The organism is Croceicoccus pelagius (genome assembly GCF_001661915.1).
In the GTDB taxonomy this organism is placed as follows: Bacteria; Pseudomonadota; Alphaproteobacteria; order Sphingomonadales; family Sphingomonadaceae; genus Croceicoccus; species Croceicoccus pelagius.
In genome coordinates this window covers 42,087-58,108 of record NZ_LYWY01000034.1, presented here as the reverse complement: position 1 = coordinate 58,108, position 16,022 = coordinate 42,087, and the positions used below count along the sequence as shown (strand labels likewise).

The window sequence follows — 16,022 nt, the reverse complement described above, 5'->3', positions numbered from 1 at the left end:
GACCGGTGCGCGTCGATTTCTATCACCTGACCCGCGATCCCGCGCCGCAGGCGCTGGCGCTGATCGCGGGAAAGGCCTTGCAGGGCGGACAGCGCATGTTCGTCGTCTGCGAGGATGAAGCAGCCCGCACCGCATTGTCCGACGCCATGTGGGCCAACCCCGGTTTCCTCGCCAATGGGGAGGTCGGGCAGCCCGGCGCGGACATGCAGCCCGTGCTGCTTTCCCCCGAAATGACCGTCCCGATTAACGGTGCGCGCCTTGTGGCGCTCGCGGACGGAATCTGGCGTGACGATGCGCTGGAATTCGACCGGGCGTTCCTGTTCTTCGACGCAAGCACCATTGACGGCGCACGCGGGGCATGGCGCGCGTTGGGAGAGCGCGATAACGTCGAGCGGCGTTACTGGAAACAGGCCGACGGCCGCTGGGTCGAGGGACCCTGAAACTGATAATGGAGAAACCGATGCGTCTTGCCAGCGTCTTGCTTGCCCCGGCTGCTGTCCTTGCCCTTTCCGCCTGCGGGTCGGAGCGCGAAGGCACGATGCAGACCGAGGATGGCGAAGTCGCTTACGAGATTTCCGAGAACGGCGAGCAAACCAACGTGCGCCTCAATGGTGAGGACGGTGAAGTCACCGTCGATACTGGTGCGAATGTGAAGCCCGACCTGCCAGATGGCCTTGCCGTCTATCCGGGGGCAAAGGTCACCAGTGCCTCGAACGTGGGGATGGGCGAAGCGGCAGGTGCGCTTGTATCCATGGAAAGCGGCGACGCGCCTGAAAAGATCGTCGGCTGGTACAAGGACAAGGCCAGGGCGGCCGGTTACGAGATCGAGACCGAGGTTTCGACCGACGCGTTGAGGATCGTTTCCGGCAAGACCGCCGACGGCCGTGAATTCAATGTGGTCGCCAACGGGGACGATAGCCCGACCACCGTGCAGCTGACCGCCGGGCGCGGTCTCTAACTTACGCCCGACCTGCGCGAAGGCTAAAGCCCGACCTGCGAGAAGGGTTGTGCCGCGCGCCCAGCGGCGCTAGGGGCGCGCGCAACGCGCCTTTGCGCGCGATTTTCCTGTTTCAATTTTATCCATACCGAGGATCAAGACCATGGCGGCTACCCGCACCTTTTCGATCATCAAGCCCGACGCCACCCGTCGCAACCTGACCGGCGCCGTAACCAAGAAGCTGGAAGATGCGGGCCTTCGCGTCGTTGCCTCGAAGCGCATCCACATGACCCGCGAGCAGGCCGAAGGCTTCTACGCGGTCCACAAGGAACGCCCCTTTTTCGGTGAACTGGTCGAATTCATGATCAGCGGCCCGGTCGTCGTGCAGGTTCTCGAAGGCGAAGATGCCGTTAAGCGCAACCGCGACGTCATGGGCGCCACCAACCCGGCCGACGCTGCCGAAGGCACCATCCGCAAGGAATTCGCCGAATCGATCGAAGCGAACTCGGTCCACGGTTCGGACAGCGAAGAAAATGCCAAGATCGAGATCGATTTCTTCTTCAAGCCGGAAGAAATCGTCGGCTGATCGCTGCGGCAAGCAGGTTATCCTGACAAAAAAGGCCGTCCCCGTCGCGGGGGCGGCCTTTTTTCTTGCATGATTCGCACAAATCGCGACCCTTCGGACCCGAGGGGGATCAGACATGATTACGCGATTGGCCGTGTTCTACTTGCTCGTCGGTCTGCTGGCCTGAGCTGCACCGTGGTTCGATCAGGCATTCGCTCTCGGTCTGTCCGGCCTCCTGCGATCCACTTTCGCGATGCTGCTGTCCCTGCCGTGGAGCCTGCTGGTGCCTTATGTGCCTGACGGGCAGGTCATACTGGTGACGGTGCTGTGCGTTATGGGAATCCTCATCAATTACGGTGCATTGCGCTGGCTCGCTGCCAGGGCGGAATGACTGCCGGGTAGGAGGACATGATGGGTTATCTGAAGTTCGCTCCGCTTGCCGCGCTGGCCTTGGCCGGATGCGGCGACCAGTCCGATGATGCCGCCCAAGAAGGTGCAGAAACGGCGGCCGCCTCACCGGTCGACACACCGACTTCGCCCAGCTTCGACTGCAAGATGTCCGATGGCGAGATTACCGACCTGATCTGCAACACGCCGATGCTGGCGCGCATGGATAACGAGTTGCAGCGCGTCTATTCGCTCGCCGAAACCGGCACTTATGCATCGGAAGAGCGGCTGCAGGAGCTTACCACGATGCAGCGCGGCTGGATCGGCGGGCGTGACGATTGCTGGAAGGCGACAAACAAACTGCAGTGCGTGACGACCAGCTATGCCCAGCGCATCCACGAGCTACGGCAGGGTTTCTACGACAGCCGCCAAGAGGACGAGAAGGGCATCTCCAACGGTCCGCTGGCGCTTGCCTGCGACGGCGCGGACTTTGGCATTTCGGCCACCTTCATCCAGGCCGACCCGGGCGTGGTTTTCCTGCAATGGCTCGACCGTTCGCTGGCGTTGGTGCAAGTCCCCAGCGGTTCTGGTGCGAGATACGAAGGCGCCTGGGAGGGTCAGGCCTCGACGTTGTTCACCAAGGGCGACGACGCAATGTTCACGCCGCCGGGCGAAGCGGAGATGACCTGCAGGATAGAGGAAATCGGCTGAGGCACTTTTTTCGCCGGTCATTTGATCGCGCGCAAGGAGCGTGCCCTGCAAGCGGCGCATCATCCTTTCATCAACTCGAGATGGATGGAGGACCGATGTCGAATACCCCGCACGAGCTCGGCGCAGAGTTTCCCGAAGACCACGAAATCCTGCACAAGCTGAAGCTGCACAACGCGCATTTCGCGAACCTTTCGGTGCGCTATCACACGGTCAATCGCGACATCCACCGGATCGAGGCGGAGGTCGAGGCAGCGTCGGACGAACGCGCCGAAGAACTCAAGAAGGAACGTCTGCGGCTTCTCGACGAAGTCGCGGCGCTGATCGCGAGGGAAAAGACTGCAGCCTGAGCGATTAGGAACCGGCGCGGCCGATCAGAACTGGTCGGCCGCGTCGATCAGGCTGGTAAGGCGCTTGGGTGCAACGGTGCGCCAGCTGCGCTCCAGCCACGAACGCACGTGATCCCAGTCCACACCCGGGCGGTTGAGGATGAGGCCGGCCCAGCCGCTGGCCCCGTAATAGGCGGGGCGGAACCAGATGTCGGGATCACGCTCTACCAGCGCGGCCAGTTCGTCCGGCCCGTCGGTCTTCACCAGCACCGCTACATGCGGTTCGCCGTGATGCTGGTCGTTGAAATGGGCAAAAAACTTGCCGCTCTTGCCGCCGGTGCGCCATCCGGGCGCGCCGTGGCTTTCGCGCGCCTCTGCCTCGGGCAGGGACAGCGCCAGTTCCGACACTTTCGCGAGCAGCCAGTCGGCGCGGTAGGGGCGCGAGACCAGCTCCTCCAGCATCCGCGAATAGAGCTGGTGTTCGGCATAGAGCACGCGGCCTGCCAGCGTATCGGGCGTGTCGCCGGGCATGATCGCGACCTGCGTCTGGCCCAGAACCGGCCCGTCATCGAGTTCCGCCGTCACGAGATGAACCGAACAGCCCGCATGGCTATCGCCCGCCTCGATCGCGCGGGCATGGGTGTCGAGACCCTTGTATTTCGGCAGCAGCGAGGGATGGATGTTGAGCATCCGCCCCTCCCACCGGGATACGAATTCGGGGCTGAGGATCCGCATGTAACCGGCCAGAGCGATATATTCCGCGCCCGATGCCAGCACCTGTTTTTCCATAGCAGTGTCGTGTTCGGCGCGCTTCATGCCCTTGTGCGGCAAGGCGAAAGTGGCAACGCCCTCTGCCTCGGCCAGCAGCAGCCCCTTTGCCTCGGGATCGTTCGATGCGACAAGCACGATTTCGTAGGGGCAATCGTCGCGGCGGCTGGCATAAAGCAGCGCGGCCATGTTCGATCCGGTGCCCGAAATCAGGACGGCAACCCTCGCGCGGGGATGGCTGGCAGTTTGAGGCATCATCGCAGGCTGGCCCTTGCCGGTGTGGAACAGGGTTGCGGTATCAGGGGTTGAAACGAAGATGATCGCATTCCCCAACCGACGAAGCCGCAGTCCCTACGCGCCGGTGCGCTGGCAGGCAATGGCCTGATGAACGCACCTTTCCGCCCCCGTCAGGAAGACGCGCCCTACTTGCGGCGCCTGGCCTATACGATCGCCATCGCGGCGGTCCTCATCGTGTTCTGGCGCGCGGCGGACCTGTTGCTGCTGGTGTTCGGGGCGACGTTGGCCGCCGTCGTGTTCCAGAGCGCGGGCGAACTGCTGCAGAAAGCCGGCATGCGCAACAAGGACGTGGCGCTGGGTATCGGTATCGTCCTGTGCCTCGCGATCGTGGGGCTCATGGGCTACCTGCTGACCGTCCAGTTCGGAGTGCAGGTGGCGGGGTTGATCGACAATCTTCCCGAAACTGTTGCCGCGATCGAAAGGGCGGTGGGCGGCAATCCGGTGGGGGCCGCGGTCGTCAAGGCGGTCCGCGCAGCCGTTGCGGGCAGCGCCATCGCGGACCGGCTGGGCCTGCTCATCACAGGTACCGGCGAAGTGCTGCTCAATTTCCTGATCGTGCTGGTCGGCGGCATGTTCATCGCTGCCAATCCCGGCCCCTATCGCCGCGCGATCATCATGCTGACGCCGCATGGCGGGCGGGGCACGATGGGCCGCGCGCTGGATGAAATGGCGCTGGCGCTGCGGCTCTGGCTCAAGGCCAAGCTGATCTCAATGACCGCGATGGGCATCCTGATCGGCGGCTGTCTGTACCTTGCAGGTGTCGAGCAATGGGCCGCGCTCGGTCTGCTGGGCGGAATTAGCGAATTCGTGCCTTATGTCGGCCCGGTCGTCGCCATGCTTCCGGCCATCGCCATCGCGGCGGCGCAGGGCGGAGACGTATTGACCTTTACGCTGGTCGCCTTCGTTGTGATCCGCGTGATCGAGGCGTGGATGATCACCCCGCTCGTCAACCGGCAGGTCGTGAACATCCCGCCGGCGCTGACTCTGTTCGTGATCCTTGGCGCAGGGGCCGTGTTCGGCATCTACGGCGTGTTCTTCGCAGGCGCGCTTCTGATCGTGGCTTACGTTGGCGTGCGCGAATTGTACCTGCGCGACACGCTGGGCGAAGACATCGACGGCGTCCCTGCCGAAGTGAAAGAGGACTGAACCGAGGCTCGGCCCCTTGCTGTTAGCCGAGGTGCGTTGCGCTCCAGCTCTCGCGCGCGGCCCATTCGCCTTCGCGGCCAGCGACGGTGCAGCCCTTGTCGCCAGCGCGGATCGCGCCGATGACGTGGACTTCCTCGCCCGCGGCTTCGAGATCGGCCTTCAGACCCTCGACCTCGTCCGCTGCGACCGCCAGCACCATGCCGATGCCGCAGTTGAAGGTACGGGCCATTTCTTCCGGCTCGATATTTCCCTGCGCCTGCAGAAAAGCCATCAGACGCGGCTGCACCCAGCCGCCGACGTCGATATGCGCGTGCAGTCCCTCGGGAAGGACGCGCGGCACGTTTTCGAGGAGGCCGCCGCCGGTGATATGGGCCAGCGCATGGATGCGGCCATCGCGGATCGGCTTAAGCAGCGGCTTCACGTAGATGCGGGTCGGCGCGATCAGCGCGTCGATCAGCAGGATTTCGTTGTCGAACAGGGCCGGGCGGTCGAGCTTCCAGCCCTTGTCCGCCGCCAGCCTGCGAACCAGCGAATAGCCGTTGGAATGCACGCCGGATGACGACAGGCCGAGCAGGACGTCACCCTCTGCCACCTTGTCGCCGGTAAGCTGCTCGCCGCGCTCCACCGCGCCGACGCAGAAGCCGGCCAGGTCGTAATCGCCGTCGGCATACATACCGGGCATTTCCGCGGTCTCGCCGCCGATCAGGGCGCAGCCGGCGATCTTGCAGCCTTCGGCGATACCGGCGACGACACGTTCGGCAATGCCGGTTTCCAGCTTGCCGGTCGCGAAGTAGTCGAGGAAGAACAGCGGTTCCGCGCCCTGAACGATCAGGTCGTTCACGCACATGGCGACAAGGTCGATGCCGATGTTGTCGTGACGGTCGTGATCGATGGCCAGCTTGACCTTGGTGCCGACACCGTCGTTCGCGGCAACGAGCAGCGGGTCTTTATACCCTGCGGCCTTCGGATCGAAGAACCCGCCAAAGCCGCCAAGCTCGCTCGTCGCGCCGGGGCGGGCGGTACTCTTGGCCAGCGGGCCGATGGCCTTCACCAGCGCGTTGCCCGCGGCGATGGAGACGCCGGCCTTGGCGTAAGTGTACGATTCGTCGTTCTGTTCGGGGGTGTCGGTCATGCAATCTCTCGTGGCTTGAGGGGCGATTATCGCTTTCCCGCTTGGATTTCCACGGCCATTTCGGCAAAGAGGCTCGTGATGGTTTTTCCCGCTTTCGATCTTCGCGGCTGACGCTCCTTCGTCCATGGCCTTTTCCCTTCCCGCAAACGCTGCCCTTTGGGGCGTTCGCGCATCGCGCTGGCGCGTGGCGATTGTCGCCATCGCATTGATTCTGGCGGCTTTCGCCGGTTGGCGGCTGGTCGCGCAGGTCGAAGGGGAGCGCGGCATTGCCCCGCTCGCCAATACCGGCGACTTCGAGGTTGGCGGGATTGAGGTGAACGTCACCGGCAAGACCGCCGCAGAAGCCCGCGAAAAGGGCTGGCGCGAGGCGCAGCGCAAGGCGTGGGAAGTGCTCTATGCGCGCACCCATGACGGTGAGAAAGCGCCCGAGCTTCCCGATTCGCGGCTCGAATCGATGGTGTCTGCCGTCGTCGTCGAGCGCGAACAGATCGGCCCGCGCCGCTATGTCGCGACGCTGGGCGTGATTTTCGACCGCGCCCGCACCGGCGAGACTTTCGGCACCGCGAGCAGCCGCGCGCGATCCGCGCCGCAGCTCGTCATCCCGATTATCTACCAGGGCGGCGTCGGTCAGCTTTATGAAATGCGTACCCCGTGGCAGCGCGCATGGGCCGAACACCGCGATTCCGAAAGTCCGATCGATTACGTGCGGCCCAATGGCGGCGGCGGCGAATCGCTTTTGCTGACTGCGGGCCAGATGGGCCGTCGCAGCCGCGCATGGTGGCGCACGATCCTCGACGAATTCGGCGCGGCCAACGTGATCTTTCCCGTTGCCCGCCTTGAACGTCAGTATCCCGGCGGTCCCGTCGAAGGGACTTTCACGGCCCGCTATGGCGCGGACAACAGGTTCCTCGGCACTTTCACCATGACGGCCGAGAGCGACGAGGACCTGCCACGTATGCTGGCAGAGGCGGTGAAGCGGATGGATTCGATCTACACCGGCGCCTTTAACGAAGGAAAGCTGGGCGCGGACAAGACGCTGAATGTCGAGCAGGATACGATCGACCCCGATCTGCTTGCCGCGCTGACCGGTGCGCTTGGCGATGACGATGCCGGTGATGCTCCTGCCGCGCAGAGCGCCGCCGAAGACACGCCCACGCCGCTGCAGACCGCGCAGCCGCAGGGTATCAGCATCGCGGTGCAGATCGCGACGCCCGATCCGGCTTCGTTCGATGCGGCGTTGCGGGCGCTGAACTCGACGCCGGGTGTCACCGGTTCGACGACGTCCAGCCTCGCGATCGGCGGAACCTCGGTCCTGCAAGTGGCCTATTCGGGCGACATCTCGGCACTGGCCGGGGCGCTTCGTGCGCGGGGCTGGCAAGTCACGCAGGGCGCGGACGCGCTTCGCATCAGCCGCTGAGGGCAGGGCATGGCCCGCCCCGTACAGATCGTCCTGCCGCTGACGGGTATCCTGCGTGAGCAGACGATCGTTATCGGCAATGCTAATGAAAGCGTGTTGCGCGCTTGCGGGGACGCCGAGCACTGGCCGTTTCGCACCGCGATCCTGTCCGGCCCGCCGCGTTCGGGCAAATCGCTGCTGGCACGATGGTTCGGCGGGATCGGCACGGCCATCGACGATGCCGAGCACATGGCGGAGGACGAACTGTTCCACGCCTGGAACCGTACGCAGGAAAGCGGGCGCCCGCTGCTGCTCATCGGAAGGCCGGTGCCTTCGGAGTGGAAGATAACGCTGCCCGATCTTGGATCACGGCTTGGCGCGGCGCTTCGCCTGTCGATCGATGCGCCCGACGACGATATGATCGCCCGTCTGATCGAGGCACACGCCGCGCAGCGCGGGCTTGCATTGGAGGAAGGGGCCACCACCTACCTCGTACCGCGGGTCGAGCGCAGCTTCGCCGCGGTAGAGGCGCTTGTGGCCGAGATCGACCGCCTGAGCCTTGAACGGAAGGTTCCGGCACGACAGGCGATCTGGCGCGAGGCGCTGGAAAGACTGGCGGGGCGGGGCGATGGTCCAGAACAGGCCGACCTGTTCTGAAGAGGGCGAAAACTTGCCATTCGTCCGGCGAGATGGGATTATGCGCACTATGTTCGAGCAATTGACCGCCTATCTGGACAGCGTTCGCGAACGCGATCCGGCACCGCGTTCGCGCTGGGAAATCCTGCTTTATCCGGGCGTGCTCGCGCTGGGCATGCATCGCATCGCGCACTGGTTTTTCGAGGCGGAGATGTTTTTTGCCGCACGTTTCGTGAACCACTTCGCGCGCTTTCTGACCGCGATCGATATTCACCCCGGGGCGAAGATCGGACAGAACCTGTTCATCGACCACGGCTTCACAGTCATCGGCGAAACGGCGGAGATTGGCGACAATGTCACGATCTACCAGTGCGTCACGCTGGGCGGCACCAACCCCACCAACGGCATCGCCGGCAAACGTCACCCCACGCTTGAGGACGGTTCGATCATCGGGTCCGGCGCGCAGATCCTGGGCCCCGTGACGATCGGCAAGCGTGCCCGCATCGGCGCGGCGGCAGTCGTGACAGAGGATGTGCCCGAAGGCGCAACGATGGTCGGCGTGAAGGCGCGGTCGACACTGGTGACGGCAGAAACCTACCAGCGCGAATTCATGCCCTATGGCACGCCGTGCAAGGACCCGTGCGAGCCTTCGCCGCGTCTGGACGATCTGGAGGCCCAGATCGCTATGCTGAAGAGCGAGCTTGAACGCATTCGCGAAGAAAGCCCCGAGCCTTCGCGCATCGCGGCGCGGCAAGACAGCGACGGGACGACCGGCGCATGATGGCCGGGCCAAGCGTGGGCCGCCCTGAATGAACAATGTCGTATCGCTCCCGCTCGGCCCCATGCGCGGGCAGCCGCAGCAGGTAGGCTTCGACCGCGACGAACTGACCCGCATCCTCGACCTTTATGGCCGGATGGTCGCTGCCGGAAAGTGGCGCGACTATGCGATGGATTTCGAAAAGGACGCAGCGCACTTCGCCGCTTTCCGCCGCACAGCGGAACGGCCCGAGGTGCGGATCGAAAAACGCCCCTCGCTACGCCAGAAGCAGGGCATGTACACGCTCTATGGCGAGGCCGGGCAGGTTCTGAAGCGCGGGCATGAACTGGCCGGGGTTCTGGCGCCTATCGAACGCCGCCTCGTCAAGCTGGTAGAGGACTAGCGGCGGTTTCCACCGGCGGAAGCATGGCAGCGAGGCTGGCGGGAAGCAGCGACACGACTGCCGCACGGATCTGCGACCAGGCGGCGGAAAGCAGCAGGAGGGCGGAACCGATGACCAGCATCGTGACCGCAAAGCCGGCCTCTACCGCGCCGAAGTTTTCGATCAATTCGCCCACTGCCGCCAGCACGTAGGCGAGGGCCGAGACCAGCAACGCGCGCCGGTCGATCGCCAGCGCCACGAAGCCCAGCATGATATAGATGACAAGGATCGCGATCGCGCCCGCCGGGCCAAGGGCTGTCCCTTTGAACACTCCGAACATCGTGAACAGCGGATGCGCGATCAGCGGCGCAGCAAGCAGGTGCAACCAGAAGGCGACGTCGCTGCGCCGCGTCGTGCGCTGCCGATCCTGCATGTCCCACCACATGGCGAAGGCGAAAACGATAAGGCCGCCGATGGTGACGACGGGCAGGATGACGTCTTCGTCGACGTCGCCGTTGTAACCGGTCGCGACTGCTGCCGCCGCCATCACCATCAACAGCACTGCAGCTGCGGTTCCGCCTGCAATTGCAATCGGAACCTTGAAGCGTTTCCAGTGCAGCCAGGCCGCTCCGGTGGCGAAGAGGCCTCCGATAATAAAACCCCATGTGTCGACAGCAGCTCGCGGCAGGCCAAGTTTGGCAACGGCAATCGGCAGCGCGACAACTGAACCGATGAAGGCGACGGTCAGCACCACCGAGGGCAGGGCCATCCGGCGGCGCAGGGCAAAATATTCCCCAAGCGCCCAAGCCGCCGCACCAACGAAAAGAGGGCCGAGCGGTGCGAATATGATCGAACCGAGTGTACCCATCGCGATCAGCAGGATCACGGCGGCAACAGTTACAAAAATGTCGTTGAAACTATTGAGGAGACGGAAGCTTTCCTCGTCCCCGTGGGCGATCTGGCGTAGATCGGCGACATGGGCGCGCAGCGCGTTTGCAGCTTCGGAGGAGATGGCTCCTGCCGCCACGGCTGAATTTAGATCCTCGTCGCTATACATCCCGTGCCCCCCTTTCGCCCGTCGGAACAGGAGCTTATGCCTTGATGGCAGGGGCGGTCAATCAAGTGGTATCAGGCCGTTCGGGGGCCCTCGTAAGAGGCCTGCTGAAAGATCGCGGTGCGGCGCTCGCTGCGATAGATCAGCCCTTCGGCAATTCGTCCTGCGGCAGTTGTATATTCGAGTTCGCGCGCAATCGCGTCGTAGTCGCGCTCCGACAAGGCCTGATTAAGGCGCGGGCTGCGATCCTCGGACACGTTACCTTCGCCGACATTGAAGACGAGATCGACCAGCGCATCGAATTCGTGCTGGTGCAGCGGTGTCGCCCCGACAAGGCGGGTCACGGCCAGTTCGGCCTTTCGCAGGTCCTTTTCGTAGAGTTTCATCACGCGTTCGCGGGTAATCGTCTGACCGACGCGCAGGTGATCGGTGGTCGTGACGAGGTGTCCGATACCCACGGTCGGGTACCCTGCGACGTCGCGATAGACGGTGTAGCGGATGCCTTCTTCCTGCATCATCGCATCGCGCAATTCCTTGCTCGCACGATAAGTCGCGGCGTGGCGGCGGCCTTCGGCGGTCTGTTCGAACAGGGACGATGCGCTCTCATCACCCGGCGGTTCGGGCGGGACGACCATACCGCCCGCACCAAAGCCCAGCGTGCTGACCGAAATGGCCAGCGCGGCCTTGCGCTTCTTCATGCGGATGCGGCTGCGCGCGATGCGGCGCTGGTGCAGGTTACGCAGCTTTTGACGGATGCTCAGGCGGCGGCGCAGGCTGGGCAGGCTGTCTGCGAGCGGGGTGTAGGGGGCCGCTGCGGGAAGCTCGCTTCGTCGCAGGGCATTCGATTCGACGGTCGCAATATTATTCAGGGCCAAAATTCTTCCTTCAAGGTATTCGTTTCAAGAGCGAATGACCCCGGCAGAATTCGCAGGCGACGCCGCAATGACGCGGAAACGCGTTTCCGTCCAACCCTCAACTATAAAAACGGGTGGGAGCGCCCGACCGTTCCTCGGCCCGGCGCAAAGCTGGTGCAGTTCAGAGAGTGGCGAGCGCTCCGATCAGATCGTCGTAATGGTCGATCACGCGGTCAGCGCCCAGTTCCTCGACCGGTTCGTTGCGATAGCCGAAGCTGACCGCGACGCACGGTTGCCCCGCGGCCTTGGCAGCGCGCGTGTCGTAAATGGAATCGCCCACGAAGGCGGTCGGCCCGCCGCACCGGCGTTCCAGTTCATGCAGCATGTCGGGTTCGGGCTTGGCCCTGTCGGTGCCCAGCGTATCGCCGCCGATCACGCAGGCAAAACGATCCGCCATGCCGAGCTGGCTCAGCAGCTCGCGGGCGAGCGATTCCAGCTTGTTGGTCGCAACGCCCACCGCGATTCCAGCATCGGCCAGCTGATCCAGTGCGCTAAGCAGCCCGTCATAAGGGCGCGTTTCTACCGCGATGTTGCGCCGATAGTGATCGAGCAGTTCGGTATAGAGCGGGTCGAGCACGTCGCCGGGCACTCGGCCCCCGTCCGCTCCCGCCAAGGCGCGGGCAAGCAAACGCTTCGCCCCGCCGCCGATCATCGGGCGCACTTCGTCATAGGAAAGCGCCGGCCGTCCTGCGATTTTCAGCGCGTGATTGAGTGCGGCGGCAATATCCGGCGCCGTTTCCAGCAGTGTCCCGTCAAGATCGAAGCCCACGGTGCGGAACCGGAGCGTCTTGGCGGGGTTGGCAAAACGGGACGCGGAAAGGGAGCGGGGTTGGTCATCCATCGGCTGTGGACCTAGGCCCGATCCACTGGAAAGCGCAACCGAAAGCTGGCAAGGCTTGGCCGGACCACCGGCAGCCTCGCTCGGACGGAAATGTAACCTTCGGGGAGTCGATGAAAGAAGTCGCCACCGTAATTCTTGCCGCTGGCAAGGGAACCCGCCTCAACAGCGCGCTGCACAAGGTGCTGCATCCGGTTGCCGGACGCGCGATGATCCACCACCTTCTCGACAGCGCGGCCAAATTGGACCCTGCCAAAACGGTTGTCGTCGTCGGCGAATATCGTGAACAGGTGCAGGACGCGCTTGGCACGAATGTCGAATACGCGGTTCAGGAACCGCAGCTTGGCACCGGCCACGCGGTACAGCAGGCCGAACCCATGCTGGAGGGTTTCACGGGCGACGTGCTGATCCTTTACGGCGATGTGCCTTTCGTGAAGCCGGAAACGATGGTCTCGATGCTCGACAGGCTGCACGCAGACGATGCGCCCGCTGTCGTCGTGCTCGGTTTCCGCCCGCCAGACACGCTGCGGTATGGTCGCGTAATTTCCGACAAGTTCGGCCGGATCGAGAAGATGGTTGAGCACAAGGACGCGAACGAGGCGGAGCGTGCCTGCACCCTTTGCAATTCGGGCGTCATGGCGGTGAAGGGCAAGGAGCTTTTCGAACTGCTCTCCCGCGTCGGCAATACGAACGCACAGCACGAATACTACCTCACCGACATCGTGAACCTTGCCAACGAGGACGGACGCAACTGCGCCGTTGTCGAGTGTGAGGACCACCGTGAAGTTACCGGCGTGAACAGCCGTGCCGAACTGGCCGAGGCCGAGGCTCAGTGGCAGGAATTCAAGCGTGCCGAGGCGATGGACGGCGGCGCGACGTTGAAGGCACCCAAGACCGTGTTCTTCAGCTGGGACACCCAGATCGGCAAGGACGTCACGATCGAACAGAACGTCGTGTTCGGCCCCGGCGTGACCATCGGCGATAACGTGACGATCCGCTCGTTCAGCCATCTTGAGGGTGCGGAAGTCGAAGACGGCTGCGAAATTGGCCCCTTCGCGCGCCTTCGCCCGGGTTCGGTGATGAAGGAAGGTTCGAAGGTCGGCAACTTCGTCGAGATGAAGAAGACGACGCTTGGCGAGGGCGCGAAGGCTAATCACCTTACCTACCTTGGTGATGCCACGGTGGGCAGCGGCGCGAACATCGGTGCGGGCACGATCACCTGCAATTACGACGGGTATTTCAAGCACCAAACCGTTATTGGCGAGCGTGCCTTTATCGGGTCGAACAGCGCGCTGATCGCGCCGGTGAAGATCGGTGCCGATGCCATCGTCGCGGCGGGCAGCGCGGTCAGCCGCGATGTGGCTGACGGCGAACTGCGCATGGTGCGCGCGGAACAACTGGTGAAGCCCGGCTGGGCCGACCGCTTCCACGACGCGATGAAAAAGAAAAAGGCCGCTGCGAAGAAGGACTGACCTTCTTCGCGCACGCCATTCCTGACGGGACAGACACCTTATGTGCGGAATTATCGGTATCGTCGGTTCACAGCCGGTCGCGGACCGGCTGGTCGATGGCCTCAAGCGGATGGAATACCGCGGCTATGACAGCGCAGGGATCTGCACGATCGATGACGGCAGCCTCGTGCGTCGCCGTGCGGAGGGTAAGCTGTCGAACCTCGTCAAAGAACTGCAGGCGCGCCCGGCCCATGGCGAAGTCGGCATCGCGCATACCCGCTGGGCCACCCACGGCGCGCCGACGGAAGCGAACGCCCACCCGCACGCCACGGCCGAAGTCGCGCTGGTCCACAACGGCATCATCGAAAATTTCAAGCAGCTTCGCGACGAACTGATCGCCGATGGCCGCAAGTTCGAGAGCGAGACCGATACCGAAGTCGTCGTGCACCTGATCTCCCGCCGGATCGAGCAGGGGATGACCCCGGAAGAGGCGATGCAGACCGTCCTGCCGCGCCTGCGCGGTGCGTTTGCGCTTGCCGTCACGTTCCGAAGCCACCCCGACATGCTGATCGGTGCGCGACTGGGTTCGCCGCTGGTCGTGGGATACGGGGAAGGGGAGACCTACCTCGGCTCCGACGCGCTGGCGCTCGCCCCGCTGACGCAGCGGATCAGCTATCTGGAGGAAGGCGACTGGGTCGTCATCACGCGCGATGGCGCGGCGATCTACGACATGGACAACAACCGCGTCGATCGCCCGATCGTCCACTCCGGCGCAACCGCCGCCGCGACGGAGAAAGGCAACTATCACCACTTCATGCAGAAGGAGATCTTCGAGCAGCCGACCGTGGTGGCGCAGACCCTGCGCAGCTATGTCCGCCAGCTCGAAAGGCAGGTCGCCCTGCCGCAGATCGACTTCGACATCACCGCGATCGACCGCATCACCATCGTCGCCTGCGGCACCAGCTATTATGCGGGCATGGTCGCGAAATACTGGTTTGAGAAGTTCGCACGCGTGCCCGTCGACATCGATGTCGCATCGGAATTCCGTTACCGCGATCCGGTCCTGCCCTATGGCGGCTTGTCGCTGTTCATCTCGCAGAGCGGCGAGACTGCCGACACGCTGGCGGCCCTGCGCCATTGCCGCGAGGCGGGGCAGACCATCGCCGTCGTCGTAAACGTGCCGACCAGTTCGATGGCGCGCGAGGCGGATCTGCTGCTGCCCACGCACGCTGGCCCTGAAATCGGCGTTGCCTCGACCAAGGCGTTTACCTGCCAGCTCGCGGTCCTTGCCGCGCTTGCCGCGCACATGGCGGTGAAGAAGGGCATGATGGATGCCGCCGAGGAACGACAGGTGGTCGATCACCTGCTCGAGGCTCCGGCCTGCCTGAACGCCGCGCTCGACCATGACGAAGACATTAAGGCCATGGCGCATCTCATCGCGCCTGCGCGTGACGTGCTCTACCTGGGCCGCGGCCCAGATTTCCCGCTGGCTCTGGAAGGCGCGCTCAAGCTGAAGGAAATCAGCTACATCCACGCCGAAGGCTATGCCAGCGGCGAAATGAAGCACGGCCCTATCGCACTGATCGATGACAAGGTGCCGGTGATCGTCCTGGCTCCGTCAGGCCCGCTGTTCGAAAAGACAGTCTCCAACATGCAGGAAGTCCGCGCCCGCGGCGGCAAGATCGTCCTGATCTCCGACGCTGAAGGTATCGCCGAGGCGGGCGAGGGATGCATGGCGACGATCGAAATGCCCAAGGTCCACCCCCTGATCGCACCTCTGGTCTACGCAGTGCCGGTCCAGTTGCTGGCCTACCACGTGGCCTGCGTTAAAGGCACCGACGTCGATCAGCCCAGGAACCTGGCCAAATCTGTCACAGTCGAGTGACGGGAGCGATTCTTCGGAACACTGTTGTGAGACAATAAAGTCTTTCCACATACAATAAACTATTTCCACTTCTCCGATTTTGACAAAAAAGACTTTCCGTCAAAAATTATGATTTTTGGCAGAAATCTGCGGTTTTTGGCTAAACCACTTTTGCGAGATGTTCGCAAGAACTGCTTAAAGTCGTTGATCTGCGGCGCGTCAAAGTGCGCGCACGATAGGTCGATGCCGCCGAAAGAAGTGAAGCTGAGAGGTTCTGGCGGCAGTCAAGCGATGGCAGCTCTGCGCCCCATCCCAGTCATTTAAGATCGCGCTAAACCTTCCCGAAAGCTGCCGTTCGTCCGCATCAACCCTGACATCAACATCGGGCGAAATCTCGGCCATTGGCTTAGTAGATTAAAACGCTTGAAAACTGCCGTTCCGCGAGCGACCCGGCCATGGTT

General features: G+C 63.5%; 18 protein-coding genes. 13 read left to right on the top strand and 5 right to left on the bottom strand.

The annotated features are described in order from the left end of the window. Window positions 1-5: 5 nt before the first annotated feature. The 6 genes from A9D15_RS08155 (at window position 6) to A9D15_RS08135 (ending at window position 2,947) form a co-directional block, all read left to right on the top strand. Window positions 6-440 carry a DNA polymerase III subunit chi gene (locus tag A9D15_RS08155; RefSeq protein WP_066763837.1) on the top strand — a complete coding sequence of 145 codons (435 nt, stop codon included), beginning with the start codon at window positions 6-8 and terminating at the stop codon, window positions 438-440. A gap of 20 nt (window positions 441-460) precedes the next feature. Then, window positions 461-958 carry a hypothetical protein gene (locus A9D15_RS08150; protein WP_172807496.1) on the top strand — a complete coding sequence of 166 codons (498 nt, stop codon included), beginning with the start codon at window positions 461-463 and terminating at the stop codon, window positions 956-958. Between the two features lie 142 nt (window positions 959-1,100). After that, entirely contained in the window at window positions 1,101-1,523 is a 423-nt protein-coding gene (ndk, locus tag A9D15_RS08145; RefSeq protein WP_066763833.1) for a nucleoside-diphosphate kinase, read from the top strand. Between the two features lie 232 nt (window positions 1,524-1,755). Then, window positions 1,756-1,893: a hypothetical protein gene (locus A9D15_RS16530; RefSeq protein ID WP_156521714.1), complete on the top strand. Its 138-nt coding sequence runs from the start codon at window positions 1,756-1,758 to the stop codon at window positions 1,891-1,893. A 17-nt stretch (window positions 1,894-1,910) separates the two neighbouring features. After that, window positions 1,911-2,600: an MliC family protein gene (locus A9D15_RS08140; protein WP_082924355.1), complete on the top strand. Its 690-nt coding sequence runs from the start codon at window positions 1,911-1,913 to the stop codon at window positions 2,598-2,600. A gap of 95 nt (window positions 2,601-2,695) precedes the next feature. Further along, on the top strand, window positions 2,696-2,947 hold the full coding sequence (locus A9D15_RS08135; RefSeq protein WP_066763831.1) for an HP1242/YdcH family protein: 252 nt from the start codon (window positions 2,696-2,698) through the stop codon (window positions 2,945-2,947). 24 nt (window positions 2,948-2,971) lie between these two features. On the opposite strand, the gene purN is transcribed toward A9D15_RS08135, so the two are convergent. Then, window positions 2,972-3,949: a phosphoribosylglycinamide formyltransferase gene (purN, locus tag A9D15_RS08130; protein ID WP_066764196.1), complete on the bottom strand. Its 978-nt coding sequence runs from the start codon at window positions 3,947-3,949 to the stop codon at window positions 2,972-2,974. 129 nt (window positions 3,950-4,078) lie between these two features. On the opposite strand from purN, the gene A9D15_RS08125 reads away from it, so the two are divergent. Next, window positions 4,079-5,137, top strand: a complete 1,059-nt coding sequence (locus A9D15_RS08125; protein WP_066763830.1) for an AI-2E family transporter — start codon at window positions 4,079-4,081, stop codon at window positions 5,135-5,137. A 22-nt stretch (window positions 5,138-5,159) separates the two neighbouring features. Here A9D15_RS08125 and purM read toward each other — a convergent pair whose 3' ends face one another. Continuing rightward, on the bottom strand, window positions 5,160-6,269 hold the full coding sequence (gene purM, locus A9D15_RS08120) for a phosphoribosylformylglycinamidine cyclo-ligase (protein ID WP_066763829.1): 1,110 nt from the start codon (window positions 6,267-6,269) through the stop codon (window positions 5,160-5,162). Between the two features lie 124 nt (window positions 6,270-6,393). Here purM and A9D15_RS08115 point away from each other — a divergent pair, with 124 nt between their 5' ends. From A9D15_RS08115 to A9D15_RS08100, 4 genes are read left to right on the top strand one after another with little or no spacing between them, the layout of a single operon-like run. Then, window positions 6,394-7,686, top strand: a complete 1,293-nt coding sequence (locus tag A9D15_RS08115; RefSeq protein ID WP_066763828.1) for a hypothetical protein — start codon at window positions 6,394-6,396, stop codon at window positions 7,684-7,686. Window positions 7,687-7,695: 9 nt separating this feature from the next. Continuing rightward, complete coding sequence (locus A9D15_RS08110; RefSeq protein WP_066763827.1) at window positions 7,696-8,322, top strand: HdaA/DnaA family protein; 627 nt, start codon at window positions 7,696-7,698, stop codon at window positions 8,320-8,322. 49 nt (window positions 8,323-8,371) lie between these two features. Then, window positions 8,372-9,082, top strand: coding sequence for a serine O-acetyltransferase EpsC (gene epsC, locus A9D15_RS08105; protein ID WP_066763826.1), 711 nt, complete (start codon window positions 8,372-8,374; stop codon window positions 9,080-9,082). 28 nt (window positions 9,083-9,110) lie between these two features. Beyond that, window positions 9,111-9,461: a DUF2794 domain-containing protein gene (locus A9D15_RS08100; protein WP_066763822.1), complete on the top strand. Its 351-nt coding sequence runs from the start codon at window positions 9,111-9,113 to the stop codon at window positions 9,459-9,461. On the opposite strand, the gene A9D15_RS08095 is transcribed toward A9D15_RS08100, so the two are convergent. The 3 genes from A9D15_RS08095 to A9D15_RS08085 all read right to left on the bottom strand — a co-directional run bounded on the left by A9D15_RS08095 (window position 9,442) and on the right by A9D15_RS08085 (window position 12,249). Further along, window positions 9,442-10,497, bottom strand: coding sequence for a hypothetical protein (locus A9D15_RS08095; RefSeq protein ID WP_066763821.1), 1,056 nt, complete (start codon window positions 10,495-10,497; stop codon window positions 9,442-9,444). The genes A9D15_RS08100 and A9D15_RS08095 overlap by 20 nt on opposite strands. A gap of 71 nt (window positions 10,498-10,568) precedes the next feature. Beyond that, window positions 10,569-11,369 carry a lysozyme gene (locus A9D15_RS08090; RefSeq protein ID WP_229660386.1) on the bottom strand — a complete coding sequence of 267 codons (801 nt, stop codon included), beginning with the start codon at window positions 11,367-11,369 and terminating at the stop codon, window positions 10,569-10,571. A gap of 160 nt (window positions 11,370-11,529) precedes the next feature. Beyond that, window positions 11,530-12,249, bottom strand: coding sequence for an HAD-IA family hydrolase (locus A9D15_RS08085; RefSeq protein WP_082924354.1), 720 nt, complete (start codon window positions 12,247-12,249; stop codon window positions 11,530-11,532). 110 nt (window positions 12,250-12,359) lie between these two features. On the opposite strand from A9D15_RS08085, the gene glmU reads away from it, so the two are divergent. Continuing rightward, window positions 12,360-13,718 carry a bifunctional UDP-N-acetylglucosamine diphosphorylase/glucosamine-1-phosphate N-acetyltransferase GlmU gene (gene glmU / locus A9D15_RS08080; RefSeq protein ID WP_066763820.1) on the top strand — a complete coding sequence of 453 codons (1,359 nt, stop codon included), beginning with the start codon at window positions 12,360-12,362 and terminating at the stop codon, window positions 13,716-13,718. A 40-nt stretch (window positions 13,719-13,758) separates the two neighbouring features. Then, complete coding sequence (gene glmS / locus A9D15_RS08075) at window positions 13,759-15,582, top strand: glutamine--fructose-6-phosphate transaminase (isomerizing) (protein ID WP_066763819.1); 1,824 nt, start codon at window positions 13,759-13,761, stop codon at window positions 15,580-15,582. Window positions 15,583-16,022: the final 440 nt, after the last annotated feature.

What these genes read in the sequence shown, in the direction of transcription:
- A9D15_RS08150 (WP_172807496.1), top strand. Translation starts at nt 461, where the DNA reads ATGCGTCTTGCCAGCGTCTTGCTTGCCCCGGCTGCTGTCCTTGCCCTT.
- ndk (WP_066763833.1), top strand. Translation starts at nt 1,101, where the DNA reads ATGGCGGCTACCCGCACCTTTTCGATCATCAAGCCCGACGCCACCCGT.
- A9D15_RS16530 (WP_156521714.1), top strand. Translation starts at nt 1,756, where the DNA reads ATGCTGCTGTCCCTGCCGTGGAGCCTGCTGGTGCCTTATGTGCCTGAC.
- A9D15_RS08140 (WP_082924355.1), top strand. Translation starts at nt 1,911, where the DNA reads ATGATGGGTTATCTGAAGTTCGCTCCGCTTGCCGCGCTGGCCTTGGCC.
- A9D15_RS08135 (WP_066763831.1), top strand. Translation starts at nt 2,696, where the DNA reads ATGTCGAATACCCCGCACGAGCTCGGCGCAGAGTTTCCCGAAGACCAC.
- purN (WP_066764196.1), bottom strand. Translation starts at nt 3,949, where the DNA reads ATGCCTCAAACTGCCAGCCATCCCCGCGCGAGGGTTGCCGTCCTGATT.
- A9D15_RS08125 (WP_066763830.1), top strand. Translation starts at nt 4,079, where the DNA reads ATGAACGCACCTTTCCGCCCCCGTCAGGAAGACGCGCCCTACTTGCGG.
- purM (WP_066763829.1), bottom strand. Translation starts at nt 6,269, where the DNA reads ATGACCGACACCCCCGAACAGAACGACGAATCGTACACTTACGCCAAG.
- A9D15_RS08115 (WP_066763828.1), top strand. Translation starts at nt 6,394, where the DNA reads ATGGCCTTTTCCCTTCCCGCAAACGCTGCCCTTTGGGGCGTTCGCGCA.
- A9D15_RS08110 (WP_066763827.1), top strand. Translation starts at nt 7,696, where the DNA reads ATGGCCCGCCCCGTACAGATCGTCCTGCCGCTGACGGGTATCCTGCGT.
- epsC (WP_066763826.1), top strand. Translation starts at nt 8,372, where the DNA reads ATGTTCGAGCAATTGACCGCCTATCTGGACAGCGTTCGCGAACGCGAT.
- A9D15_RS08100 (WP_066763822.1), top strand. Translation starts at nt 9,111, where the DNA reads ATGAACAATGTCGTATCGCTCCCGCTCGGCCCCATGCGCGGGCAGCCG.
- A9D15_RS08095 (WP_066763821.1), bottom strand. Translation starts at nt 10,497, where the DNA reads ATGTATAGCGACGAGGATCTAAATTCAGCCGTGGCGGCAGGAGCCATC.
- A9D15_RS08085 (WP_082924354.1), bottom strand. Translation starts at nt 12,249, where the DNA reads ATGGATGACCAACCCCGCTCCCTTTCCGCGTCCCGTTTTGCCAACCCC.
- glmU (WP_066763820.1), top strand. Translation starts at nt 12,360, where the DNA reads ATGAAAGAAGTCGCCACCGTAATTCTTGCCGCTGGCAAGGGAACCCGC.
- glmS (WP_066763819.1), top strand. Translation starts at nt 13,759, where the DNA reads ATGTGCGGAATTATCGGTATCGTCGGTTCACAGCCGGTCGCGGACCGG.